Here is a 26031-nt window from a genome sequence, read left to right on the forward strand (position 1 = left end):
TTTCAGGGCCGCCCGTGCGCATGGCAAGGACCGTATCCGGGGAACCGGATGCGGTCCTTTTTTATTGACCATGCGTCCCCCAGGCACAACAGTTGCCACGCGTACTTCAAGTAAGTTGTGAAGAATCCTTGCGAAAGCCCTGACGGGCGGGCTACCATCCGCCCATGACCCGTTTTCCCAATGGCGCACGCGTCGCGCGCGCCATCTTCGCTTCATGCGCCGACTCTGGCTTCCGCTTCTGATCGCAGTCCTGCTTGCCGCGTGTTCCAGCGCGCCGCAAAAGGTCTCGCGTAGCGGTTCGTCTTCCGGCGAAAACGCTTGGCGCACCAGGCCGCCGGGCTTTCCCAACTTCGTCGATCACAGTGTGGGCCGCGAGGAAATCTCGATCCAGGCGATGGGGCTCGTCGGCATTCCGTATCGCTGGGGCGGCAATACGCCCGATAGCGGCTTCGATTGCAGCGGCCTCGTGAAGTACGTGCTGGCGCGCTCGGCCTCAGTGGACTTGCCGCGCACCACGGCCGAAATGAGCACCCGCGGCGAAACGATCGAGCCCGATGAGATCGCAGCCGGGGATCTCGTCTTCTTCAATACGACCGGGCGGCCGCATTCGCACGTCGGGATATACGTGGGAAATCTGCGTTTCGTGAATGCACCTTCGACGGGCGGCACGGTGCGGCTCGATTATCTGACCAACCCCTACTGGGCGAAGCGCTTCGACGGGATCCGCCGAATGGCGCCGCCCAAGCGCACACCTTTCGAGACACCGACGTGGGAAGCCTCTGCGCCGGCTGAACGTTCGCCCGGCGTGAACGTCGCGCCACCGGCCGCCGCAATGGCGAGCGTCGCGCCAAACTCAGGTGCGCAGCCCGCGCCGCGGGCCGTTGCCGCGAGCCAGAATCGCATCGTCGCCGTGCCGCCGCCGGCCTATGCCGCAACGCCGGCGACTGTACCGACGGCCGCCGCCCCGGCCGACTCGTTCGAGCCACCACCCGCGTCGCTCGGCGCGGCGCAAACGCAGGCACGCGACGCGGGTGCGCTCGCTCCCGCAGCTGCGCCTGGCAACACCGTGTCTGGCTACGCCGCCAGCGCACCGCGCGACGCCATCGACGCCGCCGCCGACGCCTTCGAGCCCCCGCCCCCCACCGCAAACGCAGCAGCGCGCCAGGCTGGTCAGGTCGGCTCGACGCCGATCCAGGCGGCGGCACCGTCCGCCGGCAGCGCGCAGATCATGCGCGCCTCGACCGCCGGTTCAGCCTCGCCCGCCCCGACCCAGTCCAGCGATGATCCGATCGCGCGCTTTGCCAACAGCGGCGACTGAAGAGGCCGCACCACGGCGCTGAGCGGCACCCGGCCCCTGGCCGGACGGCGACTCATGCTTCCAGCGGTTTCCGGCGCCCCGCGCCTCTGCTATCGTTTCGGGACCGTTTTTCATACTTTCGCGCAGCGAGGCGACGATGGATCTTGGACTCAGCAAGAAGGTGGTACTCGTGACGGGCGGCAGCAAGGGCATCGGCCTTGCCTGCGCGCGCGCCTTTGCGCAGGAAGGCGCGCGCGTGGCGATCGTCTCGCGCGACCCCGCCAATCTCGCGCGCGCCCGCGAGCAGCTCGCGAGCGAGGGCCTGCACGTGCACCTCACGCGCGCCGATCTGCACGAAGCGCATAGTGCCGCGGACGTGGTCGAAGAAGTCTCCACGGCGGTCGGCCCCATCGACATCCTCATCAACAGCGCGGGCGCGGCGCGCCGCTATGACCCGGAAACGCTCGATGCCGACGCGTTCAGGGCGACGATGGAGGCGAAATATTTTCCCTACATCTACCCACAGCAGGAAGTACTGCGTCGCATGGTGCAGCGGATCAAGTCGGGCGAGAGCCTGGCGCCCGGTGCCATCGTCAATATCATCGGCATGGGCGGCAAGTTCGCGAGCGACATCCATATCGCGGGAGGCGCGGCCAACGCGGCGTTGATGCTCGCCACCGTGGGCCTCGCGCATTACCACGCGCGATATGGCATCCGCATCAACGCGATCAACCCGGGCGCCACGCTCACGGAGCGGCTGCAGGAGGCTGTTCAGCTGGAGGCACAGCGGCAAGGCGTCGGCGCGGACGAGGCGCTGGCGAGCGGCGAATCGAAGGTGCCGCTCGGGCGCTACGCGAAGCCGGAGGAAATTGCCGATGTCGCGCTCTTCCTCGCGAGCCAGCGCGCGAGCTACGTCACTGGCGCGCTCATTCCGATGGACGGGGCCAGCACGCCGCTGATCTGAAGCGCCCGCGAGCGCGCTGGAGAGGCCTGAAAGCACTGCGGCGCCCGAAGGCGCCGCAGGTTTTACATGAAGCGGTGACCGAGCCACCAGGCAGCGGCGGCCAGCGTGGCCGAGGCCGGTATGGTCAGCACCCAGGCCCAGACGATGTTGCCCGCCACGCCCCAGCGCACCGCGCTGAGCTTCTGCGTCGCGCCAACGCCGACAATCGCGCCAGTGATCGTGTGCGTGGTCGAAACGGGAATACCCATCCACGAAGCCGTGAAAAGCGTGAGCGCCCCGCCCGCCTCCGCGCAGAAACCGCCCACCGGCTTGAGCTTGGTGATCTTCTGACCCATCGTGCGCACGATGCGCCAGCCGCCGAACAGCGTGCCGAGACCCATCGACAGATAGCAGCCGCCAATCACCCAGATGGGCGGTGCGTCCGAGCCGATCGCCGAGTAGCCCGTTGCGATCAGCAGCATCCAGATGATGCCGATGGTCTTCTGCGCATCGTTGCCACCGTGGCCAAGGCTATAGAGGCTCGCGGAAATGAGTTGCAGGCGCCTGAAGCGCCGGTCGACCTTGCTTGGCGGCGTGCGGAAGTACAGCCACGACACCGTGAGCATGAAGAACGACCCCAGTATGAAACCGAGCAGCGGCGAGATGAAGATGAACGCAACGGTCTTCATGAGGCCGTCGAAATTGAGCGAGGCCCAACCCGACTTCGCGAGCGCCGCACCCACGAGACCGCCGATCAGCGCGTGCGAGGAGCTCGACGGAATGCCGTAGTACCACGTGAGCACGTTCCAGCCAATCGCGCCCATCAGCGCGCCGAACACTACGTAGTGGTCGACAATATCGGGGTCGATCGTGCCTTTGCCCACCGTCTGCGCCACCTTCAGGTGGAACACGAAATAGGCGATCACGTTGAACATGGCGGCAAACGCCACCGCCTGCTGCGGCTTCAGAACGCCCGTTGACACGACCGTGGCGATGGAATTCGCCGCGTCGTGAAAGCCGTTCATGAAGTCGAAGATGAGGGCGATGGCGACCAGCGTCGCGACCGCCCAGAGGGCGAGTTGTATCGATTGCATCGCAGTCCGCTCAGGCGTTCTCTAGCACGATGCCTTCGATGATGTTCGCGACATCCTCGCACTTGTCCGTGATCGCTTCGAGCAGTTCGTAGATGGCCTTCAGCTTGATCAGCGTCTTGACGTTGTCTTCCTCGCGGAAAAGCTTCGAGATGGCGGAGCGCAACAGGCGGTCGGCATCGGATTCGAGGCGATCGATGTCCTCGCAGGCCTTGAGGATTTCGCGCGCCTGCTTCATGTCGGAGAGGAGCCCCACCGCCAGTTGCACACGCTCGGCCGTGGCCGTCACCACATGCGCCAGCTGGCTCGCCTCGGCGGTCACGGCTTGCACGTCGTAGAGCGAAATGGCCGTGGCGACGTCCTCCATGAGGTCGAGGCAGTCGTCCATCGTCGTGATCAGCTTGTGGATCTCGTCGCGGTCGAGCGGCGTGATGAAGGTCTTGTGCAGCAGGTCGATCGCCTCGTGCGTGAGCTTGTCGGCGGCCTTTTCGGCGACCTGCACGTTCTGCTTGTGGACCTCGGCGTCAGCGAGGTTATCGATCAGAAGTTCGAGTTCGCGGCTCGCGGAAACGATGCATTTCGCATGTGCGTTGAAAATTTCGAAGAACTTGCCCTCGGTGGGCATGAATCGACCGAACATTGGTATCCCGGAAATTGGTCTCGGATTGCCGTCAGTAAGCGGCAAATTAGGCGGCAAAATAAGCGACAAAGCTAACCGTCATAAAACGGCAACATTGTATCGTCAGGAGAGAGTCGCCGCATTGATCGGCAAACGCCGCAGCGGCATTTGCGCCACTTTGGCGCAAGCCGTGCAACCAATCGCCTTATTCGCCGTAGAAAGTCTGCGCCCCGGCAAAATTATCGAACTTCGTGTATTGACCGTGGAACGTGAGGCGAACGGGGCCGATCGGACCGTTACGCTGCTTGCCGATGATGATTTCGGCCGTACCCTTGTCGGGGCTGTCGGGGTTGTAGACTTCGTCACGATAGATGAACAGGATGACGTCCGCATCCTGTTCGATAGCGCCCGATTCGCGAAGATCCGACATCACCGGTCGCTTGTTCGGACGCTGCTCCAGACCGCGGTTCAGCTGAGACAGCGCGATCACCGGCACATCCAGTTCCTTCGCGAGACTCTTGAGCGAGCGCGAAATTTCCGAAATTTCGGTCGCCCGGTTTTCGCCCGACGACGAGCCGCTCATGAGCTGCAGGTAGTCGATGATGATGAGCCCGAGCTTGCCGCACTGGCGCGACAGACGCCGCGCGCGCGAGCGCAATTCCATCGGGTTCAGGCCACCCGTTTCGTCGATGAAGATTTGCGCCTCGCTCATTTTCTGCACGGCGTGCGTGAGCTTCGGCCAGTCCTCGTCGGTCAGCCGGCCCGTACGCATGCGGTGCTGGTCCAGGCGTCCGACCGATCCGAGCATACGCATGATGAGTTGCGTGCCCGGCATTTCCATGGAGAACACCGCCACCGGCAGCCCGTACTCCACGGCCACGTATTCACCGATGTTCATCGAGAACGCGGTCTTACCCATCGACGGGCGCCCTGCCACGATGATCAGCTCGCCGCCGTGCATGCCCGAAGTCATGCGGTCGAGGTCCATGAAGCCCGTGGGCGTACCCGTCACGTCACTCGGGTTGGCCGTGTGATAGAGCGTGTCGATACGCTCCACGACCTGCGTGAGCAGCGGCCCGATCTCGAGGAAGCCCTGAGTGCCGCGCGCGCCGTCTTCGGCGATCGAGAACACCTTCGACTCGGCCTCGTCGAGCAGCTGGCGCACTTCCTTGCCCTGCGGGTTGAAGGCGTCGGCGGAAATCTCGTCGGCGACGGAAACGAGGCGGCGCAGCACCGCCCGGTCTCGCACGATTTCCGCATAGCGGCGAATGTTCGCGGCGCTCGGCGTGTTCTGTGCGAGCGCGTTCAGGTACGCGAGGCCGCCCACGTCATCCGCTTTGCCCGACGTGCCGAGCGCCTCGTACACCGTCACCACGTCAGCCGGGCGCGTCGCCGCGATCAGCCGGCCAATATGCTCGAAGATGATGCGGTGATCGTAGCGATAGAAGTCGCTTTGCGAGAGGAAGTCGGCGATCCGGTCCCATGCGGCGTTATCCAGCAGCAGGCCGCCGAGCACGGATTGCTCGGCTTCGATCGAATGCGGCGGGACTTTCAGCGAGTCGAGTTGGGGATCTTTCGGAGCGTTCATGGAGGGCAATTATCGGACAAGGGGGTGCCTCGAACAAGCGTGAAAACTCGCAACGAGCGTCCAGACGGCGCGCAACAAAAAAGGCAGAAGCCCTGCGGCTCCTGCCCTTCCTGAGGTCATGCGTCAAATGCGGCGTCACACCGCGCGCGGCCCGAAAGGACCGCACGTGGGTACTTAGGCGTGCTCGCCCAGCACCGACACCGTGACGTCGACGAGGACGTCGGTGTGCAGCGAAACGTGCACCGGGTGGTCGCCCACCATCTTCAGCGGGCCTTCCGGCAGACGCACTTGCGCCTTTTCCACTGCGAAGCCTTGCTTCGTGAGCGCAACGGCGATGTCCGCGTTCGTGACCGAGCCGAACAGACGGCCGTCCACGCCAGCCTTCTGGCCGATCTGAACGGTCAGGCCGTTCAGCTTTTCGCCTTCGGCTTGCGCAGCTGCCAGCTTTTCAGCAGCGGCCTTTTCGAGTTCAGCGCGGCGAACTTCGAATTCAGCGATTGCGTCCTTCGTTGCACGGCGTGCCTTCTTGTTCGGGATCAGGAAGTTACGTGCGTAACCGTCCTTCACCTTGACGATGTCGCCGAGGTTACCCAGGTTGACGACTTTTTCCAGAAGAATGATCTGCATTCTATTGCTCCTTATCGCGTCGTCTTGTTAGGCCTTGTGCTGGTCGGTGTACGGCATCAGCGCGAGGAAACGCGCGCGCTTGATAGCCGTGTCCAGCTGACGCTGATAGTGGGCCTTCGTACCCGTCAGACGAGCCGGCGTGATCTTGCCGTTTTCGCCGATGAAGTCCTTCAGCGTATCGAGGTCCTTGTAGTCGATCTGTTCGACGTTTGCAGCCGTGAAGCGGCAGAACTTCTTGCGCTTGAAGAGCGGGTTTTGTTGCTGACGACGCTTGTCGAATTTCTTACCAGTCGGGCGGGGCATGATTAGTCCTTTCCTGTGCCTTGCATTTCGGTGATATGAAACACCAGGGTTCGCGCATTGCGGTGCTTTTTCGCCAGAAAACCGGTGAAGAGCGCTTCCACGCCCATCTCACAGCTTTCTACGAGACCGCAGGCCTTGCCGGCCGCCACCGCGGGCATCGTGAGTTCGACGAAGCGGGGAATGCCGGCTTCGACGACCTCCGTGCGGTGCTGCAACGTCACGCTTGCAATCGGAACGCCGGCGGGGGTGTACCGCACCGGTTCGCGTTCAACGACGCTAGCCGTAAGCTGCAGCCTGTTCACGGGGCTAACTTAGGCAAATGAGCTTGAATCCTGATGGCTTGTGTACTTAAGCCTGCGCTTCGGTCGGCTGGGCAGCCGCCTTCTTGGCTTCTTCGCGCTGCACTTCCTTCATCATCGGCGACGGGCCGGTTTCGGCCTTCTTCATCTTGACGATGAGGTGACGCAGAACAGCATCGTTGAACTTGAACGCGTGTTCCAGTTCGTCGAGCGTGGTCTGGTCGCATTCGATGTTCATGCAGACGTAGTGAGCCTTCGCGAGTTTCTCGATCATGTAGGCCAGTTGGCGACGGCCCCAGTCTTCGATACGGTGGATCTGGCCACCGTGCGAGGTGATCGTGCTCTTGTAACGCTCGATCATGGCGGGCACTTGCTCGCTCTGATCGGGATGCACGATAAAGACGATTTCGTAATGACGCATATTCACTCCTTGTGCTGACTTATGGATAGAAGCCACCCGGGCGTCGGAACCGGTGTGGCAAGTGAGAAGCCGAAGATTGTAGCGCGGATGGGCTACGCGCGCAACCAAGATTGCGACTTGGCGCGATGATTCGGACGTGTTTTCAATGACTTGCGCGGTGGGGAGCGCCCTGAAGGCGCCCACCGCGCCCATATGAGACGGCAACCTAGCCGCCGGCCGCCTCGCTCGCGCCGCCCGCGAGACGGGCGTCGAGCGCCGCGCGCAGACCGTCGAGCGCGTCTGAGCCAGCGTCCGTCACGGCCCACCAGGTCATGCCCGCGGCCTGCCAGCGCAGGAGCGCGTAGCCTTCGCTCGAACCCTGCGGCGCGGCGCCCGAGACGGCCGGTCCGCTCGAGCCCGGCGGGAACACATAGACGTCGATCACATGCTTGCGATAATGATAGACGAGCACCGCGACGCGTTCGCGCCCCACATAATCGAGCCGTCCGCCCGCCAGCGCAAAACCCTCCTGCGCCAGATCGAAGACGGGCGGCGCGTAGTCGATACGACCGTTGAACCATGGCTTCACGGTATGGCGGTCGGTCGATATCACATCGATATCGCGGCCTGAGATCTGGGCGCGCACGTGACTCGACACGAGATCGTCGACGAAGGCTGTTTCAGCGGCCGGGCGGCGCAGGTGCAACGTGGCGATCACCGCCAGCGCACAGAGGATCAGCACGGCGCAGCCAAACCACGCAAGCGTGGCCGCGCGCGGGCCGGCGTTGGCAACCGGTGCGCTCCAGCCACCACCGCCTTGCGCTCCTGCGCCGCTGCCCGGCCACCAGTGGCGCACCCAGCCGCGCCAGCCACCTGAGTCGCGCACGGGAGCGGGCGTCGGCGTTGCCTTCGCAGACGCCACTTCGGTCGCCGGCAATGCCGCGACGATACGCGCAGCCAGTCCAGCCGGCGCACGATGATAGGGCGCGGAGCGGATCATCTGGGAGATGGCCTGCGCATCGTCGGCGACACGGCGGCACCCCTCGCAACCTGCGAGATGCTCGCGCACACGCCATTCGTCGGCGGCGGAGAGTTCGCGATCGACGCTCGCGTCGACCAGCGGGCGCGCTTCGTTACAGTTCATCTGGCGCCTCCGTCGTTCGGCCTTCGGTGCGAGAGCGCAACGGCGCTCCGCCGTCGGCGGCCGGCTCCTCGCGGAACCGACCGCCGCTCCCCCGGCCGGATGGTCTCCTGGCTTGATTACTTCCCCCGACTCCTGCCTTGTCGTCCGCGCAGCCATGGGCGCGGAGGACAGATTCGCTTGCAGGCCCGCTGGCTGCACCACTGGCGCTAGCGCCGCCGTGGTACGCCGCCAGCAGCGTCGCCAGACGCCTGCGGCCACGTGCCAGTCGCGACATCACGGTGCCAATCGGCAGGTCGGCAATTGCCGCGATCTCTCGATAGCCCAGTTCTTCCAGCTCGCGCAGCACCAGCACTTCCCGATATTCCACCGGCAGGCGCCTCAACGCGTCCTGCACGTGGCGGGTGTCTTCGGCGCGGATCGCGAGCGTCTCCGGATCGACGCCGCCCGTTTCCCAGCCTTCGAGCGGCGCGTCGTCGCGCAATTCATCGAACGGCGCCACCTCTTCCGCGCCCGTGCGCCGCCGCCATTCGTCGTACCAGACACGCCGCACGATCGCGAGGAGCCACGGGCGGGCCTCGTCGCCGCGAAACGCGTCGAAGAAGCGAAACGCGCGCAGGAACGCCTCCTGGACGATATCTTCCGCGTCGCCCGGATTGCGCGAAAGCCAGCGCGCGAGATTGTAGGCCGCATCGAGATGCGGCAGCGCCAGCGCCTGAAAGCGGCGGCTGCGTCCGGCCTCATCCTGCTCATACGCGGATTCGCCCACGTCTTCCCCTCGCGTCTTCGTCTGGCTTGCGCGACCGTGGCCGCCATACAGGCACTACCGAAGCTCGGCCCAGTTTATTCCCGCCGTGTGCACACGAAAAAAGAAAATAAATTCGAAATGCGCCATCACGCGCCCGCCCAATACCCCGGCCGCGCGTAGACCTCCTTGAGATAGTCGATGAAATAGCGCACGCGCGCCGGCACGTAGCGCTGCTGCGGATACACCGCGAGGATGTCGTAATCCGGCAGCGCGTACTCGTCGAGCACGGTTTCGAGTTCGCCGCGCGCGAGTTGGGCGTCAATCTCCCAGGTCGAGCGCCAGCCGAGGCCGAGGCTCTCGGTCACCCAGCGGTGCAGCAGTTCGCCGTCATTGCAGTCGAGCGTGCCGCCCACGCGCACCGTCACGAGCTTGCCGCCGCGGCTGAAGTACCAGCCGCGGTTCTGGCCGCCCTGCAGGTTGAACGCAAGGCAATTGTGATTCGGCAGGTCTTCGAGCGTTTTGGGCCGCCCGTGCTTGCGGAAATACTCGGGCGTGCCGCACACCACGCGCCGGTTCGTGGCGAGTTTCACGGCGACGAAATTCGGATCCACCGCGCCGCCAATGCGGATCGACAGGTCATAGCCCTCGCGCACCAGATCGACTACGCGGTCGGTGAGATTGAACGAGACCTGGAGTTCGGGCTTGTCGGCGAGAAACTCGGGTGCGAGCGGCGCGACGTGCTTGCGCCCGAACGCGGCCGGCGCCGAGACGATCAGATGGCCGCTCACCACCTGGCGCCCGGCGGACAGTTCGTTTTCGGCCTGATCCCAGTCGGCGAGCAGGCCGCGACAGCGCTCGAGAAAGGCCGCGCCCTCCTCGCTCACCACGAGCCGCCGCGTCGAACGGTAAATGAGTTTCACGCCCAGGCGCTTTTCCAGTGCGTCGATACGCCGCCCGAGGATCACCGGCGAGACGCCTTCCTCGAGCGCCGCGGCCGCGAGGCTGCCCGCCTCCGCGACGCGCACGAAGGTTTCGATCTGCTTGAAGCGGTCCATTGCGTGTCTCCTTCCAGGCGGAAGCCCCGTTCTACCGGCATTCCATACTTTTTGTTTCGGAATAAACGACCTGGACTGATCTTATCAAACCTTTCCTGCGCCCCTAAAGTGGGCCTCAACGCTTAGCCATTCCTCGCATACGAGACATTCAGGAGACAATCATGGCCAAAATGAGAGCCGTCGACGCCGCTGTTCTGGTGCTCGAAAAAGAAGGCATCGATACCGCTTTCGGCGTGCCGGGCGCAGCCATCAATCCGTTCTATTCGGCGATGAAGAAAGCCGGCGGCATCACCCACGTGCTGGCGCGCCACGTCGAAGGCGCCTCGCACATGGCCGAAGGCTATACGCGGGCCACGCCCGGCAACATTGGCGTGTGCATCGGCACCTCGGGCCCCGCGGGCACCGACATGATCACGGGCCTCTACTCGGCCCAGGCCGATTCGATTCCGATCCTCGCGATCACGGGCCAGGCGCCGCGCGCCCGCCTCTACAAGGAAGACTTTCAGGCCGTCGACATCGAGTCGATCGCCAAGCCCGTCACCAAGTGGTCCGTCACCGTGCGCGAGCCCGCGCTCGTGCCGCGCGTGTTCCAGCAGGCGTTCCATCTGATGCGCTCGGGCCGTCCCGGTCCGGTGCTGGTCGATTTGCCCATCGACGTGCAGCTCGCCGAAATCGAATTCGACATCGACACCTACGAGCCGCTGCCGGTCTACAAGCCGAAGGCATCGCGCAAGCAGATCGAAGCTGCGCTCGAACTGCTCAACGCCAGCGAAAAACCGCTGATCGTCTCGGGTGGCGGCGTGCTCAACGCAGCCGCCGAAGACCTGCTCGTCAAGTTCGCCGAAACCGTGGGCGTGCCCGTCATCCCGACGCTCATGTCGTGGGGCGCGATTGCCGACGACCACCCGCTCATGGCCGGCATGGTCGGCCTGCAGACCTCGCATCGCTACGGCAACGCCACGATGCTCGCCTCCGACTTCGTGCTCGGCATCGGCAACCGCTGGGCGAACCGTCATACGGGCAGCGTCGAGGTCTACACGAAGGGCCGCAAGTTCGTGCACGTCGATATCGAACCGACGCAGATCGGCCGCGTGTTCGGTCCGGATCTCGGCATCGTGTCGGACGCGAAGGCCGCACTCGAACTCTTCGTTGAAATCGCGCAGGAATGGAAGGCCGCGGGCAAGTTGAAGGACCGCAGCGCGTGGGTGGCCGACTGCCAGCAACGCAAGCGCACGATGCTTCGCAAGACGCACTTCGAGAACACGCCGATCAAGCCGCAACGCGTGTACGAAGAGATGAACAAGGCGTTCGGCCGCGACACCTGCTACGTGAGCACGATCGGCCTTTCGCAGATCGCAGGCGCGCAGTTCCTGCACGTGTACAAGGCGCGCAACTGGATCAACTGCGGCCAGGCGGGCCCGCTCGGCTGGACGATTCCCGCAGCACTCGGCGTACGCGCAGCCGATCCGACGCGTCCCATCGTGGCGCTCTCGGGCGATTACGACTTCCAGTTCATGGTCGAAGAGCTGGCCGTGGGCGCACAGTTCAAGCTGCCGTATGTGCACGTGGTCGTGAACAACTCGTATCTCGGCCTGATCCGTCAGGCGCAGCGCGCGTTCGACATGGACTTCTGCGTGCAGCTCGCGTTCGAGAACATCAACGCGCCTGAAGTGAACGGCTATGGCGTCGATCACGTCACGGTCGCCGAAGGCCTCGGTTGCAAGGCGCTGCGCGTGTTCAAGCCGGAGGAAATCGCACCGGCGCTGAAGCAGGCGCAGTCGATGGCGGCCGAGTTCAGCGTGCCGGTGGTCGTCGAAGTGATTCTCGAGCGTGTGACCAACATCTCGATGGGCACCGAGATCGACGCCATCAACGAATTCGAGGAACTGGCCGAAAAGCCCGAGCACGCGCCGACTGCCATCAGCGCACTCAATGCCCTCGACTGAGCGCATTCGATCACGCATCACCGCAGCACAGGCAGCGCGCACGGCATCGGCGCACTGCCTGCCTGAATTCCCGCCTGACTTCCCTTATTGACCGACCAGCGAGACCCCGCACCATGCCAAAATTCGCCGCGAACCTCACCATGCTGTTCAACGAAGTGCCCTTCCTCGACCGCTTCGCCGCGGCGGCGCAAGCGGGCTTCGACGCCGTGGAGTTCCTGTTCCCCTATCCGTACAAGGCCGCTGAACTGGCCGAGCGCCTCGAAGTCAACGGGCTGAAGCTCGTGCTTCACAATCTGCCCGCCGGCAACTGGGAAGCGGGCGAGCGCGGCATTGCCTGCCTGCCCGATCGCCGTGGCGAGTTCCAGGAAGGCGTCGGCCGCGCGATCGAGTACGCGAAGGCGCTGAAGGTGCCGCAGCTCAACTGCCTCGTCGGCATTCCGACGGCAGGCGTCGATCGCGAGACGGCGCTCGCCACGATCGTCGATAACCTTCGCTTTGCCGCTGGCGAACTGAAGCGCGAAGGCATCCGCCTGCTGGTCGAGCCGTGCAACTCGTACGACATTCCCGGTTTCGCGCTGAACCGCTCCGCCGAAGCGCTCGACGTGATCAAAAAGACCGGCTCGGACAACCTGTTCCTGCAGTACGACATCTATCACATGCAGCGCATGGAAGGCGAACTCGCCGCGACGATGAAGAAGCACTTCGCGAAGATCGCCCACATCCAGCTCGCCGACAATCCTGGCCGCAACGAGCCCGGCACAGGCGAAATCAACTACCCGTTCCTGTTCGATCTGCTCGACACGCTCGGCTACGAAGGTCACATCGGATGCGAGTACAAGCCGAGCACGACGACCGTCGAAGGTCTCAGCTGGTTGCGCAGCGCGAAGCAGCGCACCGCCGAACTCGCCTGAGCGCGTAATCAACGCAACTTCGCGAACGCAAATTCGCGCGCACAACTGCGCACTTTCACGCATTCGCTTTAACGGAGACACACAAGATGGCAAAGATTGGCTTTATCGGACTCGGCATCATGGGCGCGCACATGGCGCGCAACCTCATCAAGGGCGGCCACACGCTCGCCGTGAACGGCAAGTACCCGGTGCCCGACGACCTGCGCACGCAAACCGAAGTCGTCGCCGATTCGACGACCGTGGCGAAGGTGTCGGACATCGTCATCGTGATGGTGCCGGACACCCCTGATGTCGCCAACGTCCTGTTCGCCGACGACGGCGTTGCCAAGGGTCTTTCGGCTGGCAAGCTCGTGATCGACATGAGCTCGATCTCGCCGCTCGAAACGCAACAGTTCGCCAAGCAGATCAACGCGCTTGGCTGCGACTATCTCGACGCACCGGTCTCGGGCGGCGAAGTCGGCGCACGCGAAGCCACGCTCACGATCATGGTCGGCGGCCCGCAAAAGTCGTTCGATCTCGCCAAGCCGCTGTTCGAATTGATGGGCAAGAACATTTCGCTCATCGGCGACAACGGCGCGGGCCAGACCTGCAAGGTAGCGAACCAGATCATCGTCGCGCTGAACATCGAGGCCGTGGCCGAAGCGCTGCTGTTCGCAGCACGTTCGGGCGCCGACCCCGAGCGCGTGCGCAAGGCCCTCATGGGCGGCTTCGCTTCGTCGCGCATTCTCGAAGTGCACGGCGAGCGCATGACCAAGCGCACGTTCAATCCGGGCTTCCGTATCGAATTGCACCAGAAGGACCTGAACCTCGCGATCGACGGCGCGCGCAAGCTGGGCATCGCGCTGCCGCACACCGCGAGCGCGCAGCAGCTCTTCAGCGTGTGCGCCGCGAACGGCGGCAAAGCCTGGGACCACTCGGCGATGATCCGCGCGCTCGAAATCATGGCGAACTTCGAGATCGCCGAACCGCAAACGCAAGTGAAGGCGGCTTAAGTTTCAGCGATAGCAGGACAGCGGTTCACGCGGTGTAACGCGCGGACCGCCCGCAGAACCGGATCACGCATATCGGCGCGTGCGCAATGGCTACAGCGCACGCGCCTCCCGTGGGGCGCTTCGCGGCGGCGGCAACCGTCGCGAGGCAAATCGGTGCCGCTCTGGGCTGAGGGCGGCCAGTGGGGTCCGAAAGCGGCGCCCGGTGACGGCGGGGAAGCCTTGGTCGGTCAGACGTCGTCATCGGGTGTCCGCGTGTCGGATGCCCGTTTTTCTTTCCCTTCCCTTTTCTCCCAGGTTTCACACTCTTTGACGCCGCCCCGATGGACGCCGTCGAGACCGCATTTCTAGAATCGTGCTTTCATCGGGCTGTCACGCAGACCGGTCAAGGTGGACGCGACGCGTGAGCACCCAGTCATTTCCAGCACGTGAGGAGTGTGATCGATGGGCATTATCAATTTCATCAAGGAAGCAGGCGAAAAACTCTTCGGCGCAACTGCCGCACCGGCCGCGGCCGCGGAACCCGCTGCTGCACCCGCAGACCCCGCCGCGAATCTCGCCGCACTGAACCAGAAGGCCGGCGAGGCGATCGCGGCCTATATCCGCTCGCAAGGCCTCGACGCCGACAACCTCGGCGTGGCCTACGACGGCGTCTCGCACACCGTGACGGTCACCGGCAACGCGGCCGACCAGCCGACGAAGGAGAAGATCCTCGTCGCGGCCGGCAACGTGCAGAACGTCGACAAGGTCGACGACCAGATGAGCGTGACGAACCCCGCGCCCGAGGCGCAGCACCACACGGTCGTTTCCGGCGACAACCTCTGGAAGATCGCCGAGAAGTACTACGGCAGCGGCGCGAAGAACGACGCGATTTTCCAGGCGAACACGCCGATGCTAAAGAGCCCGGACAAGATCTATCCGGGTCAGGTGCTGGTGATTCCGCCGCTGCAGTAAGCGCGGTAGCACGCAAGCTCGGCCAGAAACGCAACAGGCCTTGCGCAGTGATGCGCAAGGCCTGTTTTTCGTTGTGCGCTGTGTGGCTCAGTACGTGTCGAACACGTACTGCAGCCCCGCCTTGTCGGTCGTGCCTGCTGCGAGCGCGAGCAGCAACAGCACACGCGACTTGTACGGGCTAAGCGTGCCCGAAGAAACGAAGCCGAGCGCGTCGTCCTTCGCCGCGCCGTTGTGCATCACGTGCCCCGAGCCGACGCGCGAAGCGCGCACAACGGCCACGCCCTTCGCCGCCGCTTCGGCCAGCGACTGCTGCAACGCGCCGTGAATCGAGCCGTTGCCGGTACCGGCCACGACGAAGCCATCCACGCCGGCGGCCACGAGCGCTTCGACCGCGGCGCGCGACACGCCCGCATAGCTCGTCACGATCTCGACCTGCGGCCATTGCACCGACGCCGTGAACGGCGCATCGACCGTATGCGGGCGCAGCGCGCGGCGCTGGAATTCCACGCGCCCATCCTGCACCCAGCCCAGCGCACCGATTTCGGGCGACTGAAACGCATCCACCGCATAGGTACTGGTCTTCGCGACGTCGCGTGCGCAATGAATGCGGTTATTGAACGCCACCAGCACGCCCTGCCCCGTCGCCGCCGCGCTCGCCGCGAGCGTGACGGCGTTGAGCAGATTGAGCGGGCCGTCGGCGGAAAGCGCCGTTGCGGGCCGCATCGCCGCCGTCAAGATGCACGGCTTCGCACTCTTCACCGTGAGATGCAGCAGATACGCGGTTTCTTCGAGCGTATCTGTGCCGTGCGTGATCACCACGCCGTCGATCTCGTCGCTAGCCAGCAGTTCGTTCACGCGCTGCGCGAGCGTGGACCACAGCGCGAGCGACATGTCCTTGCTGTCGATGCTCGCGACCTGCTCGGCGTGGATCTGCGCGATGGCGTCAAGCCCCGGCACGGCTGCCAGAAGCTGCGCGACGCCGATCACGCCGGCCTGGTAGCCCGCAGTGTTCGCCGCGTCGGCAGCAGAGCCCGCGATGGTGCCGCCCGTGGCGAGCACAGCGATGCGCGGCAGCGCTTTCGGCGCCGCCGCGGAAGTGGAAGTGGAAGTATTCATGGCGGCGATTTTAAGCGATCTGCCGCCCGCCGGGAAAATGCCCGCTTTTCAGGTTGCCTCGCGCAACTGGCTTGCGATCTGCTGTTCGGTGAGTTGCGGCGCGAACATTTCGATGAGCCGGTACGCGTACTGGCGCAGGAACGCGCCCTTGCGCAGGCCCACTCGCGTCGTGCTCGCTTCGAACAGATGCTCCGTGTCGAGCGCGACGAGTTCGCTGTCGCGCTTCGGGTCGTAGGCCATCGCCGCGACGATGCCCACACCCATGCCGAGTTCGACATAGGTCTTGATCACGTCCGCGTCGATAGCGGTCAGCACCACGTCGGGCACCACGCTCGCCTTCGCAAACGCCTGGTCGATATGCGAGCGGCCCGTGAAATCCTGATCGTAGGTGATGACCGGATACTCGGCCACGTCTTCGAGCGTGAGATTTTCGCGCCCCACGAGCGGATGCGTCTTCGGCACCACCACCACGTGATGCCACGAGTAGCACGGGAACGTGACGATATCGGGGAAGCGGTCGAGCGCCTCGGTCGAGATGCCGATGTCGGCCTCGCCGTTGATGATCATCTGCGCGATCTGTTGCGGATTGCCCTGGCGCAGTGCGAGGTGGACCTTCGGAAACACTTCGCGGAACTGGTGCACGACCTTCGGCAGCGCGTAACGCGCCTGCGTGTGCGTCGTCGCGACCACGAGGTGGCCGCTGTCCTGGTCCGCGAACTGACGCGCCACGCGGCGCAGGTTCTCGGCGTCGAGCAGCATGCGCTCGATGAGTTGATGCACCGCCTTGCCCGGCTCCGTGAGACCGGTCAAGCGTTTGCCGCGGCGAACGAAGATGTCCACGCCGAGTTCGTCTTCGAGATCCTTGATCTGCTTGGAGACGCCCGACTGCGACGTGTAGAGCACGTTCGCCACTTCGGTCAGGTTCATGTTCTGCCGCACGGCTTCGCGCACGAAGCGCAACTGCTGAAAATTCATGGTCTTCTCTCCGGGACTGCTGACCGATTATTCGTTTTTGTCGATGTGAGCACTGTAACGCGCATTGCGCCGCGATTTAAGCCGGGAATTTAAGCCGGGAAAACACGCAGCCCGCGCGGCACTGCCGTCACGCCCTCGCCGACCGCGAGGCCCAGCGCGCGCCATGACTCGCGGTCGAGTTCGGCTTCGAGCGCGCCGCCCGTGCGGCTTTCCAGCTCCACGCGCACCGAGCCGCCCAGCGTCACCACGCGGCGCACGTCGACGACGATGCCATCTCGGTGGTCGCGCGCTTCGCGGTGCAGCACGAGGTCGTGCGGGCGCACGTAGGCGAGCGCCGGACCTTCGAAGCTGGCGTGCACCGAGATCGGCTGCGCCGCGCCTTCAGCTACGAAGCCACGCGCATCCACACTGCCGCGCAGCCGGTTCGCGGCGCCGAGAAACTCGTAGACGAATGACGTCTGCGGATGATCATAGACGTCCTGCGGACTGCCCACCTGCTCCACATGCCCATGATTCATCACCACGATGCGATCGGCCACCTCGAGCGCTTCTTCCTGGTCGTGCGTGACGAAGATAGTCGAGATGTGCAGGTCGTCGTGCAAGCGGCGCAGCCATGAGCGCAATTCCTTGCGCACCTTGGCGTCGAGCGCGCCGAACGGCTCGTCGAGCAGCAGCACCTTTGGCTCGACGGCGAGCGCGCGCGCCAGCGCGATGCGCTGACGCTGGCCGCCCGAAAGTTCTGACGGGTAGCGCTGAGCGAGCCAGTCGAGCTGCACGAGCTTGAGCAATTCGTGCACCTTCTCGCGGATCACGGCCTCCGAGGGCCGCTCGCCGCGCGGCTTCACGCGCAGGCCGAACGCCACGTTCTCGAATACCGTCATATGGCGGAACAGCGCGTAATGCTGGAACACGAAGCCCACCTGACGCTCGCGCGCGCCCACCTCGCCCACGTCCTGACCTTGCAGCACGACCTGGCCCGCGTCTGCGTATTCGAGGCCCGCGATCACGCGCAGGAGCGTGGTCTTGCCACAACCGGAAGGTCCGAGCAGCGCAACCAGTTCGCCCGGCGGAAAGTCGAGCGAGACGTTGTCGAGGGCGGTGAAGTCGCCGAAGCGCTTCTGCAGATTGCTGACGGTGATGCCCATGGTTACTGCTCCCCTACTTGAATCGGTTGGCGCACGGCGAGAGGCGCTGCGGGTTGTGAAACGTGTTGCACGGCCGCGGGCTGCGGGCCAGCGTAGGCGGGAATGTCATCTGCGCCGCGCATTTGCGCCGAAAGGCGGCGCTCCGCGAGCAGCTTCAGGCCAAGCGTGACGAGTGCGAGCAACGCGAGCAGCGATGCCACGGCGAAAGCCGCTGCGAAGTTGTACTCGTTATAAAGAATCTCGACGTGCAGCGGCATCGTATCGGTCTGGCCGCGAATATGGCCCGACACCACCGAAACCGCGCCGAACTCACCCATCGCGCGCGCATTGCAAAGAATCACGCCGTACAGCAAACCCCAGCGGATATTGGGCAGCGTCACGCGGCGGAACATCTGCCAGCCCGAGGCGCCCAGCACGTGCGCGGCCTCTTCTTCATCGTTGCCTTGCGCTTGCATAAGCGGAATCAACTCGCGCGCGACGAACGGGAACGTCACGAAAATCGTGGCAAGCACGATGCCCGGCACCGCGAAAATGATCTGCACGTTGTGGTCTTCGAGCCACGGCCCGAACCAGCCCTGCGCGCCGAACATCAGCACGTAGATGAGACCCGAAATCACCGGCGAGACCGAAAACGGCAGGTCGATCAGCGTGGTGAGCAGCGCCTTGCCGCGAAACTCGAACTTCGCGATCGCCCACGAAGCCGCGAGACCGAACGCCAGATTCAAGGGCACTGCGATCGCTGCAGTGATAAGCGTGAGCTTGATCGCGGAGAGCGCGTCAGGGTCGACGAGCGACGCGAAGTAAAAGCCAATGCCCTTCGAAAGCGCCTGCCAGAACACGGCGACGAGCGGCACCACGAGAAACAGCGCGAGAAACACGAGCGCGATGCCGGTCAGGAGCCAGCGCACCCACGGCGATTCGGTGACCGGGTCCGGCCGGCGCGTGCTTCGTTGTTGCGGCAGCGTGCTCATTGCGCACCTCCCGCGACCGTTGCGCCCACAACAGCATTCGGCGCGCTGCCGGCCGAGACGCCCCGGCTCGTACGGCGTTGCAAATACCACTGCAGCGAATTGATGAGAAGCAGCATGACGAACGAGACGCAGAGCATCATCACCGCTAGCGCCGTTGCGCCCGCGTAATCGTATTGTTCGAGCTTCGTGATGATGAGGAGCGACGTGATTTCCGATTTCATCGGCACGTTGCCGGCGATGAAGATGACCGAGCCATACTCGCCCAGCGCACGCGCGAACGCGAGCGCGAAGCCGGTGAGCAGCGCCGGCAGCACCGCGGGCAGCACGACGCGGCGGAACGTGAGCCAGCGCGAGGCGCCAAGGCACGCGGCGGCCTCCTCCTGCTCGCGCTCGAAGTCTTCGAGCACCGGTTGCACGGTGCGCACGACGAACGGCAAGCCGATGAAAGTCAGCGCGACGAGCACGCCAAGCGGCGTGAACGCGATCTTCAGACCAAGCGGCTGCAGGAACTGGCCGATCCAGCCATTGCCCGCATACACGGCAGCGAGCGAAATGCCCGCGACGGAAGTCGGCAGCGCGAACGGCAGATCGACGAGCGCATCGATGACCCGTTTGAACGGGAATGTATAGCGCACGAGCACCCACGCGAGCAGGAAGCCGAACACCGCGTTGATGAGCGCCCCGCCAAGCGCGGCCGTGAACGTGAGACGGTACGACGCGATCACGCGCGGCGACCACACGGCGCGCACGAACTGGCTCCAGTCGAGCGTCGCCGTCTTGAGGAAAGTGGCGGCAAGCGGAATGAGCACCACGAGGCTCAGGTAAGCCACCGTGATGCCGAGCGTCAAGCCGAAGCCAGGCAGCGCGCTAGGCTTGCGCAATCGTAACGTTGTCATGCTCGTCATCCAGACATGGGTTGCGCGCTTGCCGGGTTCGCAGGCGGCGCCGAAAAGCGCGCCCGTGGGCGCGCTTCGTTGTTATGTGGTCGCGTCGTTATCGACTGGCGACCGGTGCTGCGTGACTTACTGCGGCTGATAGATCGAATCGAACACGCCGCCATCGGCAAAATGCGTCTTCTGCGCGTTGGTCCAGCCGCCGAACGTGTCGTCGACCGTATAGAGCTTCAGCTTCGGAAACTTCGCCGTGAGCGCCGCCGGGACCTTGTCCGAACGCGGACGGTAGAAGTTCTTCGCGGCGATCTCCTGGCCCTCTTCGCTATATAGGAACTGCAGGTAGGCCTCGGCCTCCTTGCGCGTGCCTTTCTTCTCGACGACCTTGTCCACCACCGCAACCGGCGGTTCGGCCAGAATGCTCACCGAAGGCACGACGATCTCGAACTTGTCCGGCCCGAATTCCTTCAGCGAAAGGAATGCTTCGTTCTCCCATGCGATCAGCACATCGCCGATACCGCGCTGCACAAAGCTCGTCGTGGCGCCTCGCGCGCCCGAGTCGAGCACGCCCGCGTTCTTGTAGAGCTTCGAGACGAAGTCCTTCGCCTTCTGCTCGTTGCCGCCCGGCTGGTGCAGCGCATACGCCCATGCCGCGAGATAGTTCCAGCGCGCGCCGCCGGAGGTCTTCGGATTCGGCGTGACGATCGAGACGCCCGGCTTCGCCAGATCGTCCCAGTCCTTGATGTGCTTCGGATTGCCCTTGCGCACGAGAAACACGATGGTCGACGTGTACGGCGAGGCGTTGTCGGGCAGGCGCTTTTGCCAGTCCTTCGCCACGATGCCCTTGTTGGCGAGCGCGTCGATGTCCCATGCCAGCGCGAGCGTCACGACGTCGGCCTGCAGGCCGTCGAGCACCGAGCGCGCCTGCGCACCCGAGCCGCCATGCGACTGCTTGATGGTGAGCGTCTCGCCCGTCTTCGCCTTCCACTGCTTGATGAAGGCTTCATTGATGTCCTGGTACAGTTCGCGCGTCGGATCGTAGGAGACGTTGAGCAGCGACGTATCCGCGTGAGCGGCCACGGGTGCCATCGCCGTGACCCCGACGAGCGGCGCAACGCCGATAACCAGTTTTGCCGCCAGTGTTTTCAGCCAGCCCGCGCGCCCCGTATTTGTCGTGCCCATCTATCTGTTCTCCGTTTTCGTGTGTGCTCGTTTGCGCTCATCCATGAATTGCAGCTAACGATGGAGGCCAGTCTAGCGATCTGCTTACATTATTAAAAATGATGTTTTTTCATTTTTTAATACGCAAAAGTGGTAAGGACAGAGGAAGTCGCTGCTGGAGCGCGGTTTCGTCCGCACAAACACGGGAAAGCGGCCTGATAGCAACGCTCAGTTGACGAACTTCAAGTAACACTTGAAAAGTGGCGAGTACTGTATAAAAATACAGTTACCTGTTCAAACATACAGTGGCGCCATGACCAAACTCACCGCACGACAGCAGCAGGTTTTCGATCTGGTTCGCCGGGCCATCGAGCGCACGGGCTTTCCGCCCACGCGCGCCGAGATCGCCGCGGAACTCGGCTTCAGCTCGGCCAACTCCGCGGAGGAGCATCTGCGCGCGCTGGCACGCAAGGGCGTGATCGAACTGGCTGCGGGCGCCTCGCGCGGCATCCGCCTCGTGCCGGGGCCCGACGACCTGCCGCACCAGTTCACGCTCCCGCACCCGAGCATCATGCAGCTCTCGCTGCCGCTCGTTGGCCGCGTGGCAGCGGGTAGCCCGATCCTTGCGCAGGAGCACATCTCGCAGAACTACATGTGCGACCCGGCGCTCTTCTCGAGCCGCCCCGACTATCTGCTGAAGGTGCGCGGCCTTTCCATGCGCGACGCCGGCATTCTCGACGGCGACCTCCTCGCCGTGCAGAAAAAGGCCGAAGCGAAAGACGGGCAAATCATCGTGGCGCGCCTTGGCGACGACGTCACCGTGAAGCGCCTGAAGCGCCGTCCAAATGGGCTCGAACTGATCGCCGAGAACCCCGACTACGACAATATTTTTGTCGAGGCCGGCAGCGCGGAATTCGCGCTGGAGGGCATCGCTGTCGGCCTGATCCGCCCCACCGAATTCTAAGAAGTCCGTGTGCGCGCAGTTTGCGCTCAGTTTGTACACCGTCTGCGCACTACCTGGAGAGAGTCATGGAACGCCTTGCCCGCTTGCTGCCCTTCCGTCAATTCGGCCGTCTTCGCCACCTCCGTGGAATCGCCTCGTGCGCCGTGCGCGAAGTGCGCGATTCAGCTGCCGCACTGAGCGGCTCGCTCTTCGAGGACTCGCCGGAGATGGTGGCGGCCAGCGCGGCCGACCTGCCGGCGCTGCCCTCGGCCCAGCCGGCGTTTGCGCGCGTGTCGCTCAATAGCACGCTCAACACCGAACAACCGATGCGCCGTGCGCCCGTGCGCGTCTATCAGGGTCCGTCGCGGCTCATTCTCGTCGGTACGGTTGACGCGGTATGCCGCGCAATCGACCGCTGCATTGCCGAGCAGCAAAGCGACCTGCCCGCGGCGCTCGCGAAGTAATCGCGAAACAAGCCCGAATCAGGCTAATACGCTGCTCAAATGTGAGAAGAGGTTACGGTCGGGATCGTTTGGCCGGGTTTGCGGTCAACACCGTGTTTGAACGATTTGCCTATGCCGATGACGGAATCTCTCTCGACCCCACGTAAGACCCAAGGCTGGAAGAAGCCCGTTGCGATCACCGTTGCGGTCGCCATGATTGTTGCCGCGCTTGGCTACGCCTATGCGTCGCCCTATATCGCGGTGAAACACATGAAAGCCGCAGCGGACGCCCGCGACGCCGCCACGCTCAACGAGTACGTCGATTATCCTGCGCTGCGTTTGAGCCTCAAGCAGCAGGTTGGCGAGATGCTGCAGCGGCGCGTCGAGGGGCAGCACAGCAGCAATCCGCTGCTGATCCTCGGCGCCGTGATTGGTGCGGCACTGATCAGTCCGCTCGTGGATGCCTACGCAACACCGGAAGGCGTGGCTGCGCTGCTGAACGGCATGCCGCCGACGGGCAAGCCTGGCGACCGGCCGCACGCGCCGCCGCCAGCGGAATCCGGCGCACAACCAGCAGAATCCACACAATCGGCACCGGCCGCCGCGACACCGGCCCCAGCAGCCTCGAACAATCCCGCGCCCGAGGTTCGGCCTGTTACCACGGCCGGCTATCGCGGCCTCAATGAATTCGCGCTCACGTGGGACCGCGGCAGTACGGGCGAGCACTATGCCGCCATCCTGCAGCGTCACGGGCTCTTCTCGTGGAAGCTTTCAGCGGTCGAGCTAAACGAAGGAAACGTCTCGAACTGAGACAGATCGGAAGTGAAAGCGGAAACAGGCCGGTTCTATGCGAGCCGGCCCCGCTTGATTGCGCTCGATCACCTAAGCGGCGGCTTGCTGCTGTTTATCCTCAGCCGCCGACGAACACGCCACGAGAATGCTGCACGACACGCGGTCGAGCAGCGGCGTGTTGCCCGCGCCCATCCACCAGCGCGAAAGCCCCGTGCGGCAGCGATGCCCCACCACCACGAGGTCGGCATTCAGTTCGTGGGCCAGATTGGCGATTTCGTCGATCGGATGCCCGAACGCGAAGTGCCCCTGGGCGCGCACGCCGCGCTCGGTTAGCCAGTCCACGCCTTCCTGAAGGATTTCGCGCGCCGTTTCCTCGAAGCGGCCGCAGGCCACATCGGTCAGCAGGCCCGCGCTCTGGGCGATCGTCGAACGCATGTCGACAACCGAGAGCAGATGCGTTTCCGCCTGCAGATCAAGCGCAAGATCGGCGCCACAACGCAGTGCCTTGCGGCCTTCGCGCGAGCCGTCGTAACAGAGCAGAATTTTTTTGTAGCTCGCCATGATCGCTTCTCCCTGCCCGCGTGAGTTGCAGGCTGTACGACTCTCATCATGGTGCGCCGCAATTCCACACGCAAGGGCTGGAAAACGCCAGGTGTGCATCGGAAAACGCCAGACGCGTCCGCCCCAGCGCACACGTCTTGTGCAGAGCTGAATGCTTGCCGCGACATGCATTCGCCTCGTGCGAGGTCAGACGGCTTCGAAGCGGCACCCGACCCGTCACGCAGCAATGCACTAAAATGGGCCGCCTTGTTTCGTGCGATTTTGCGTCCGCTTTGCGCCCGCCTCGCGCGACGCCCGTTCGACTCACGTTCAACCGGTCCATGCCCGCACCCGCCATCGAATTCGAGCAGGTCATCAAACATTACGGAGACAGGACGGTCGTCAATGGCCTGTCGTTCAACGTCCTCCCCGGTGAGTGCTTCGGGCTGCTCGGCCCGAATGGCGCCGGGAAAACCACGACGCTGCGCATGCTGCTCGGCATCGTTTCGCCCGATGCCGGTCGCATCAGCCTGTGCGGCGAGCCGGTGCCGGCACGCGCGCGTCACGCGCGTCAGCGCGTGGGCGTGGTTCCGCAATTCGACAATCTCGACCCCGACTTCACCGTGCGCGAGAACCTGCTCGTGTTCGGCCGTTACTTCGGCTTGTCCGCGCGCGAAACGCGCGAACTCATTGCGCCGCTGCTCGAATTCGCGCGCCTCGAAAGCAAGGCCGACGCGCGCGTGGGGGAACTCTCGGGCGGCATGCGCCGTCGTCTCACGCTGGCGCGCGCGCTCGTGAACGACCCCGACGTGCTCGTGATGGACGAGCCCACGACAGGCCTCGACCCGCAGGCGCGGCATCTGATCTGGGAGCGACTGCGCTCGCTGCTCGCGCGGGGCAAGACGATTCTCCTCACCACGCATTTCATGGAGGAGGCCGAACGACTTTGCAATCGCGTCTGCGTGATCGAGGAAGGCCGCAAGATCGCCGAGGGTGCGCCCAAGGCGCTGATCGAATCGGAGATCGGCTGCGATGTAATCGAAGTGTACGGCCCAGACCCGGTCTCGCTGCGCGACGAACTCGCCGCCGATGCGAAGCGCACGGAAATCAGCGGCGAGACGCTATTCTGCTATGTCGATGACCCCGCGCCCGTGCATGCGAAGCTGCGCCATCGGTCCGATCTACGCTATCTGCACCGGCCCGCGAATCTCGAAGATGTGTTCCTGCGGCTCACAGGCCGCGAGATGCAAGACTAACTGCGGCAGGATTGACGGCGGCGTACGAATCGCCAAGGACACCATGCAGACACGCACCAACAACCCGACGCCCTCACGCCCCGCCCATGCGCCCATGCGCGAGCCGCGCGCAGCGCTGCCTTCGAACGGCACGCACTGGATAGCCGTGTGGCGGCGCAATTATCTGGTCTGGCGCAAGCTCGCCCTCGCGTCGATGTTCGGCAATCTCGCCGACCCGATGATTTATCTCTTCGGGCTCGGCTTCGGGCTCGGGCTGATGGTTGGGCACGTCGACGGCGTCTCGTACATCGCGTTTCTCGCGGCGGGCACGGTGTCGTCCTCGGTGATGATGTCGGCGAGCTTCGAGTCGATGTACTCGGGCTTCTCGCGCATGCACGTGCAGCGCACGTGGGAAGCGATCATGCACACGCCGCTCACGCTTGGCGACGTCGTGCTTGGCGAGGTGATGTGGGCCGCGAGCAAGTCGATACTCTCTGGCGCGGCGATCATGGTGGTGGCAGGCCTGCTCGGCTACGCGAGTTTTCCTTCGATGCTGCTCGCGCTGCCCGTGATCGCGCTCGCGGGCCTTGCGTTCGCGAGCTGCGCGATGATCGTCACCGCGCTCGCGCCGTCCTACGACTTCTTCATGTTTTATCAGACGCTCGTGCTCACGCCGATGCTGCTGCTCTCCGGCGTGTTCTTCCCGATCTCGCAACTGCCCGCGGCCGCGCAGCACATCACGCTGATGCTGCCGCTCGCGCACGCCGTCGCGTTGATCCGCCCCGCCATGCTCGACCGGCCTGTCGAGCAGGCCGGCCTGCATCTGCTGGTGCTCGCGATCTACGTGGTGGTGCCGTTCGCGATCGCTTCGGTACTGTTTCGCCGGCGCATGATGCGTTAGAGCATCGC

At 64.2% G+C, this 26031-nt stretch carries 27 protein-coding genes and 1 pseudogene; 11 read left to right on the top strand and 17 right to left on the bottom strand.

Translation table 11 applies throughout. The features are described 5' to 3' along the window. The first annotated feature begins 214 nt into the window (after positions 1 to 214). Positions 215 to 1318 (top strand): C40 family peptidase, encoded by a 1104-nt coding sequence (locus tag L0U83_RS07715; RefSeq protein ID WP_233881658.1) that lies wholly within the window; start codon positions 215 to 217, stop codon positions 1316 to 1318. 136 nt (positions 1319 to 1454) lie between these two features. Then, positions 1455 to 2261, top strand: a complete 807-nt coding sequence (locus tag L0U83_RS07720; protein ID WP_233881659.1) for an SDR family oxidoreductase — start codon at positions 1455 to 1457, stop codon at positions 2259 to 2261. Positions 2262 to 2323: 62 nt separating this feature from the next. On the opposite strand, the gene L0U83_RS07725 is transcribed toward L0U83_RS07720, so the two are convergent. The 10 genes from L0U83_RS07725 to L0U83_RS07770 form a co-directional block, all read right to left on the bottom strand. Further along, positions 2324 to 3334 (bottom strand): inorganic phosphate transporter, encoded by a 1011-nt coding sequence (locus L0U83_RS07725; RefSeq protein WP_201696883.1) that lies wholly within the window; start codon positions 3332 to 3334, stop codon positions 2324 to 2326. A 10-nt stretch (positions 3335 to 3344) separates the two neighbouring features. Next, positions 3345 to 3971 (bottom strand): DUF47 domain-containing protein, encoded by a 627-nt coding sequence (locus tag L0U83_RS07730; protein WP_233881660.1) that lies wholly within the window; start codon positions 3969 to 3971, stop codon positions 3345 to 3347. Positions 3972 to 4155: 184 nt separating this feature from the next. Then, positions 4156 to 5538 carry a replicative DNA helicase gene (locus L0U83_RS07735; RefSeq protein ID WP_158757915.1) on the bottom strand — a complete coding sequence of 461 codons (1383 nt, stop codon included), beginning with the start codon at positions 5536 to 5538 and terminating at the stop codon, positions 4156 to 4158. A gap of 174 nt (positions 5539 to 5712) precedes the next feature. Further along, a complete protein-coding gene (rplI, locus tag L0U83_RS07740) occupies positions 5713 to 6165 on the bottom strand; it encodes a 50S ribosomal protein L9 (protein WP_028209951.1) in 453 nt (150 codons plus the stop codon). 27 nt (positions 6166 to 6192) lie between these two features. Beyond that, positions 6193 to 6468 (bottom strand): 30S ribosomal protein S18, encoded by a 276-nt coding sequence (rpsR, locus tag L0U83_RS07745; RefSeq protein ID WP_027797225.1) that lies wholly within the window; start codon positions 6466 to 6468, stop codon positions 6193 to 6195. A gap of 2 nt (positions 6469 to 6470) precedes the next feature. Next, positions 6471 to 6770 carry a primosomal replication protein N gene (gene priB, locus L0U83_RS07750; RefSeq protein ID WP_028204898.1) on the bottom strand — a complete coding sequence of 100 codons (300 nt, stop codon included), beginning with the start codon at positions 6768 to 6770 and terminating at the stop codon, positions 6471 to 6473. Between the two features lie 46 nt (positions 6771 to 6816). Beyond that, on the bottom strand, positions 6817 to 7188 hold the full coding sequence (rpsF, locus tag L0U83_RS07755) for a 30S ribosomal protein S6 (RefSeq protein ID WP_027818337.1): 372 nt from the start codon (positions 7186 to 7188) through the stop codon (positions 6817 to 6819). A gap of 205 nt (positions 7189 to 7393) precedes the next feature. Then, a complete protein-coding gene (locus L0U83_RS07760) occupies positions 7394 to 8311 on the bottom strand; it encodes an anti-sigma factor family protein (RefSeq protein ID WP_233881661.1) in 918 nt (305 codons plus the stop codon). Then, positions 8301 to 9077: an RNA polymerase sigma factor gene (locus L0U83_RS07765; RefSeq protein WP_233881662.1), complete on the bottom strand. Its 777-nt coding sequence runs from the start codon at positions 9075 to 9077 to the stop codon at positions 8301 to 8303. Before L0U83_RS07765 ends, L0U83_RS07760 begins: the two co-directional genes overlap by 11 nt. 125 nt (positions 9078 to 9202) lie before the next feature. Then, a complete protein-coding gene (locus L0U83_RS07770; protein WP_069267540.1) occupies positions 9203 to 10111 on the bottom strand; it encodes a substrate binding domain-containing protein in 909 nt (302 codons plus the stop codon). A gap of 161 nt (positions 10112 to 10272) precedes the next feature. On the opposite strand from L0U83_RS07770, the gene gcl reads away from it, so the two are divergent. The 4 genes and pseudogenes from gcl to lysM all read left to right on the top strand — a co-directional run bounded on the left by gcl (position 10273) and on the right by lysM (position 14911). Next, the gene (gcl, locus tag L0U83_RS07775) at positions 10273 to 12057 is read left to right on the top strand and encodes a glyoxylate carboligase (RefSeq protein WP_233881663.1); all 1785 of its coding nucleotides are present in this window, start codon (positions 10273 to 10275) and stop codon (positions 12055 to 12057) included. A 113-nt stretch (positions 12058 to 12170) separates the two neighbouring features. Then, a complete protein-coding gene (gene hyi, locus L0U83_RS07780) occupies positions 12171 to 12968 on the top strand; it encodes a hydroxypyruvate isomerase (RefSeq protein WP_233881664.1) in 798 nt (265 codons plus the stop codon). A 77-nt stretch (positions 12969 to 13045) separates the two neighbouring features. Then, a pseudogene (locus L0U83_RS07785) lies at positions 13046 to 13960 on the top strand (2-hydroxy-3-oxopropionate reductase); the annotation flags it as partial. Between the two features lie 441 nt (positions 13961 to 14401). Then, positions 14402 to 14911, top strand: coding sequence for a peptidoglycan-binding protein LysM (lysM, locus tag L0U83_RS07790; protein ID WP_233881666.1), 510 nt, complete (start codon positions 14402 to 14404; stop codon positions 14909 to 14911). Between the two features lie 87 nt (positions 14912 to 14998). Here the strand turns inward: lysM and L0U83_RS07795 are convergent, their stop codons facing one another. The 6 genes from L0U83_RS07795 to L0U83_RS07820 all read right to left on the bottom strand — a co-directional run bounded on the left by L0U83_RS07795 (position 14999) and on the right by L0U83_RS07820 (position 21190). Further along, entirely contained in the window at positions 14999 to 16027 is a 1029-nt protein-coding gene (locus L0U83_RS07795) for an asparaginase (RefSeq protein ID WP_233881667.1), read from the bottom strand. A gap of 48 nt (positions 16028 to 16075) precedes the next feature. Beyond that, on the bottom strand, positions 16076 to 17002 hold the full coding sequence (locus L0U83_RS07800; protein ID WP_233881668.1) for a CysB family HTH-type transcriptional regulator: 927 nt from the start codon (positions 17000 to 17002) through the stop codon (positions 16076 to 16078). Positions 17003 to 17091: 89 nt separating this feature from the next. Next, the gene (locus tag L0U83_RS07805; RefSeq protein WP_233881669.1) at positions 17092 to 18147 is read right to left on the bottom strand and encodes a sulfate/molybdate ABC transporter ATP-binding protein; all 1056 of its coding nucleotides are present in this window, start codon (positions 18145 to 18147) and stop codon (positions 17092 to 17094) included. Between the two features lie 2 nt (positions 18148 to 18149). Next, entirely contained in the window at positions 18150 to 19118 is a 969-nt protein-coding gene (gene cysW / locus L0U83_RS07810) for a sulfate ABC transporter permease subunit CysW (protein WP_233881670.1), read from the bottom strand. After that, positions 19115 to 20014: a sulfate ABC transporter permease subunit CysT gene (cysT, locus tag L0U83_RS07815; RefSeq protein WP_233881671.1), complete on the bottom strand. Its 900-nt coding sequence runs from the start codon at positions 20012 to 20014 to the stop codon at positions 19115 to 19117. Before cysT ends, cysW begins: the two co-directional genes overlap by 4 nt. Positions 20015 to 20140: 126 nt before the next feature. Then, complete coding sequence (locus tag L0U83_RS07820; protein ID WP_267939212.1) at positions 20141 to 21190, bottom strand: sulfate ABC transporter substrate-binding protein; 1050 nt, start codon at positions 21188 to 21190, stop codon at positions 20141 to 20143. A 292-nt stretch (positions 21191 to 21482) separates the two neighbouring features. Between L0U83_RS07820 and lexA the strand changes: the two genes are divergently transcribed. The 3 genes from lexA (at position 21483) to L0U83_RS07835 (ending at position 23365) form a co-directional block, all read left to right on the top strand. Next, entirely contained in the window at positions 21483 to 22133 is a 651-nt protein-coding gene (lexA, locus tag L0U83_RS07825; RefSeq protein ID WP_042268621.1) for a transcriptional repressor LexA, read from the top strand. Between the two features lie 65 nt (positions 22134 to 22198). Next, a complete protein-coding gene (locus tag L0U83_RS07830; RefSeq protein ID WP_233881672.1) occupies positions 22199 to 22576 on the top strand; it encodes a hypothetical protein in 378 nt (125 codons plus the stop codon). A gap of 117 nt (positions 22577 to 22693) precedes the next feature. Further along, the gene (locus L0U83_RS07835) at positions 22694 to 23365 is read left to right on the top strand and encodes a DUF2939 domain-containing protein (RefSeq protein ID WP_233883789.1); all 672 of its coding nucleotides are present in this window, start codon (positions 22694 to 22696) and stop codon (positions 23363 to 23365) included. A gap of 72 nt (positions 23366 to 23437) precedes the next feature. Here L0U83_RS07835 and L0U83_RS07840 read toward each other — a convergent pair whose 3' ends face one another. Beyond that, positions 23438 to 23908 (bottom strand): universal stress protein, encoded by a 471-nt coding sequence (locus L0U83_RS07840; RefSeq protein WP_233881673.1) that lies wholly within the window; start codon positions 23906 to 23908, stop codon positions 23438 to 23440. A 320-nt stretch (positions 23909 to 24228) separates the two neighbouring features. Between L0U83_RS07840 and nodI the strand changes: the two genes are divergently transcribed. After that, positions 24229 to 25143 (top strand): nodulation factor ABC transporter ATP-binding protein NodI, encoded by a 915-nt coding sequence (gene nodI / locus L0U83_RS07845; protein ID WP_233881674.1) that lies wholly within the window; start codon positions 24229 to 24231, stop codon positions 25141 to 25143. A gap of 43 nt (positions 25144 to 25186) precedes the next feature. Continuing rightward, positions 25187 to 26023: an ABC transporter permease gene (locus L0U83_RS07850; RefSeq protein ID WP_373321021.1), complete on the top strand. Its 837-nt coding sequence runs from the start codon at positions 25187 to 25189 to the stop codon at positions 26021 to 26023. The last annotated feature ends 8 nt before the right edge of the window (positions 26024 to 26031 follow it).

It is taken from the genome of Paraburkholderia flagellata, assembly GCF_021390645.1.
Lineage (GTDB): Bacteria > Pseudomonadota > Gammaproteobacteria > Burkholderiales > Burkholderiaceae > Paraburkholderia > Paraburkholderia flagellata.

Bases quoted from the DNA above. Each gene is read 5' to 3' on its own strand.
- rpsR (WP_027797225.1), bottom strand. From the start codon at position 6,468: ATGCCCCGCCCGACTGGTAAGAAATTCGACAAGCGTCGTCAGCAACAA.
- cysW (WP_233881670.1), bottom strand. From the start codon at position 19,118: ATGAGCACGCTGCCGCAACAACGAAGCACGCGCCGGCCGGACCCGGTC.
- L0U83_RS07840 (WP_233881673.1), bottom strand. From the start codon at position 23,908: ATGGCGAGCTACAAAAAAATTCTGCTCTGTTACGACGGCTCGCGCGAA.
- lysM (WP_233881666.1), top strand. From the start codon at position 14,402: ATGGGCATTATCAATTTCATCAAGGAAGCAGGCGAAAAACTCTTCGGC.
- L0U83_RS07830 (WP_233881672.1), top strand. From the start codon at position 22,199: ATGGAACGCCTTGCCCGCTTGCTGCCCTTCCGTCAATTCGGCCGTCTT.
- L0U83_RS07800 (WP_233881668.1), bottom strand. From the start codon at position 17,002: ATGAATTTTCAGCAGTTGCGCTTCGTGCGCGAAGCCGTGCGGCAGAAC.
- lexA (WP_042268621.1), top strand. From the start codon at position 21,483: ATGACCAAACTCACCGCACGACAGCAGCAGGTTTTCGATCTGGTTCGC.
- L0U83_RS07735 (WP_158757915.1), bottom strand. From the start codon at position 5,538: ATGAACGCTCCGAAAGATCCCCAACTCGACTCGCTGAAAGTCCCGCCG.
- L0U83_RS07715 (WP_233881658.1), top strand. From the start codon at position 215: ATGCGCCGACTCTGGCTTCCGCTTCTGATCGCAGTCCTGCTTGCCGCG.
- cysT (WP_233881671.1), bottom strand. From the start codon at position 20,014: ATGACAACGTTACGATTGCGCAAGCCTAGCGCGCTGCCTGGCTTCGGC.
- L0U83_RS07720 (WP_233881659.1), top strand. From the start codon at position 1,455: ATGGATCTTGGACTCAGCAAGAAGGTGGTACTCGTGACGGGCGGCAGC.
- L0U83_RS07760 (WP_233881661.1), bottom strand. From the start codon at position 8,311: ATGAACTGTAACGAAGCGCGCCCGCTGGTCGACGCGAGCGTCGATCGC.
- L0U83_RS07770 (WP_069267540.1), bottom strand. From the start codon at position 10,111: ATGGACCGCTTCAAGCAGATCGAAACCTTCGTGCGCGTCGCGGAGGCG.
- L0U83_RS07725 (WP_201696883.1), bottom strand. From the start codon at position 3,334: ATGCAATCGATACAACTCGCCCTCTGGGCGGTCGCGACGCTGGTCGCC.
- L0U83_RS07850 (WP_373321021.1), top strand. From the start codon at position 25,187: ATGCAGACACGCACCAACAACCCGACGCCCTCACGCCCCGCCCATGCG.
- L0U83_RS07820 (WP_267939212.1), bottom strand. From the start codon at position 21,190: ATGGGCACGACAAATACGGGGCGCGCGGGCTGGCTGAAAACACTGGCG.
- L0U83_RS07795 (WP_233881667.1), bottom strand. From the start codon at position 16,027: ATGAATACTTCCACTTCCACTTCCGCGGCGGCGCCGAAAGCGCTGCCG.
- L0U83_RS07835 (WP_233883789.1), top strand. From the start codon at position 22,694: ATGACGGAATCTCTCTCGACCCCACGTAAGACCCAAGGCTGGAAGAAG.
- nodI (WP_233881674.1), top strand. From the start codon at position 24,229: ATGCCCGCACCCGCCATCGAATTCGAGCAGGTCATCAAACATTACGGA.
- gcl (WP_233881663.1), top strand. From the start codon at position 10,273: ATGGCCAAAATGAGAGCCGTCGACGCCGCTGTTCTGGTGCTCGAAAAA.
- rplI (WP_028209951.1), bottom strand. From the start codon at position 6,165: ATGCAGATCATTCTTCTGGAAAAAGTCGTCAACCTGGGTAACCTCGGC.
- hyi (WP_233881664.1), top strand. From the start codon at position 12,171: ATGCCAAAATTCGCCGCGAACCTCACCATGCTGTTCAACGAAGTGCCC.
- L0U83_RS07730 (WP_233881660.1), bottom strand. From the start codon at position 3,971: ATGTTCGGTCGATTCATGCCCACCGAGGGCAAGTTCTTCGAAATTTTC.
- L0U83_RS07805 (WP_233881669.1), bottom strand. From the start codon at position 18,147: ATGGGCATCACCGTCAGCAATCTGCAGAAGCGCTTCGGCGACTTCACC.
- rpsF (WP_027818337.1), bottom strand. From the start codon at position 7,188: ATGCGTCATTACGAAATCGTCTTTATCGTGCATCCCGATCAGAGCGAG.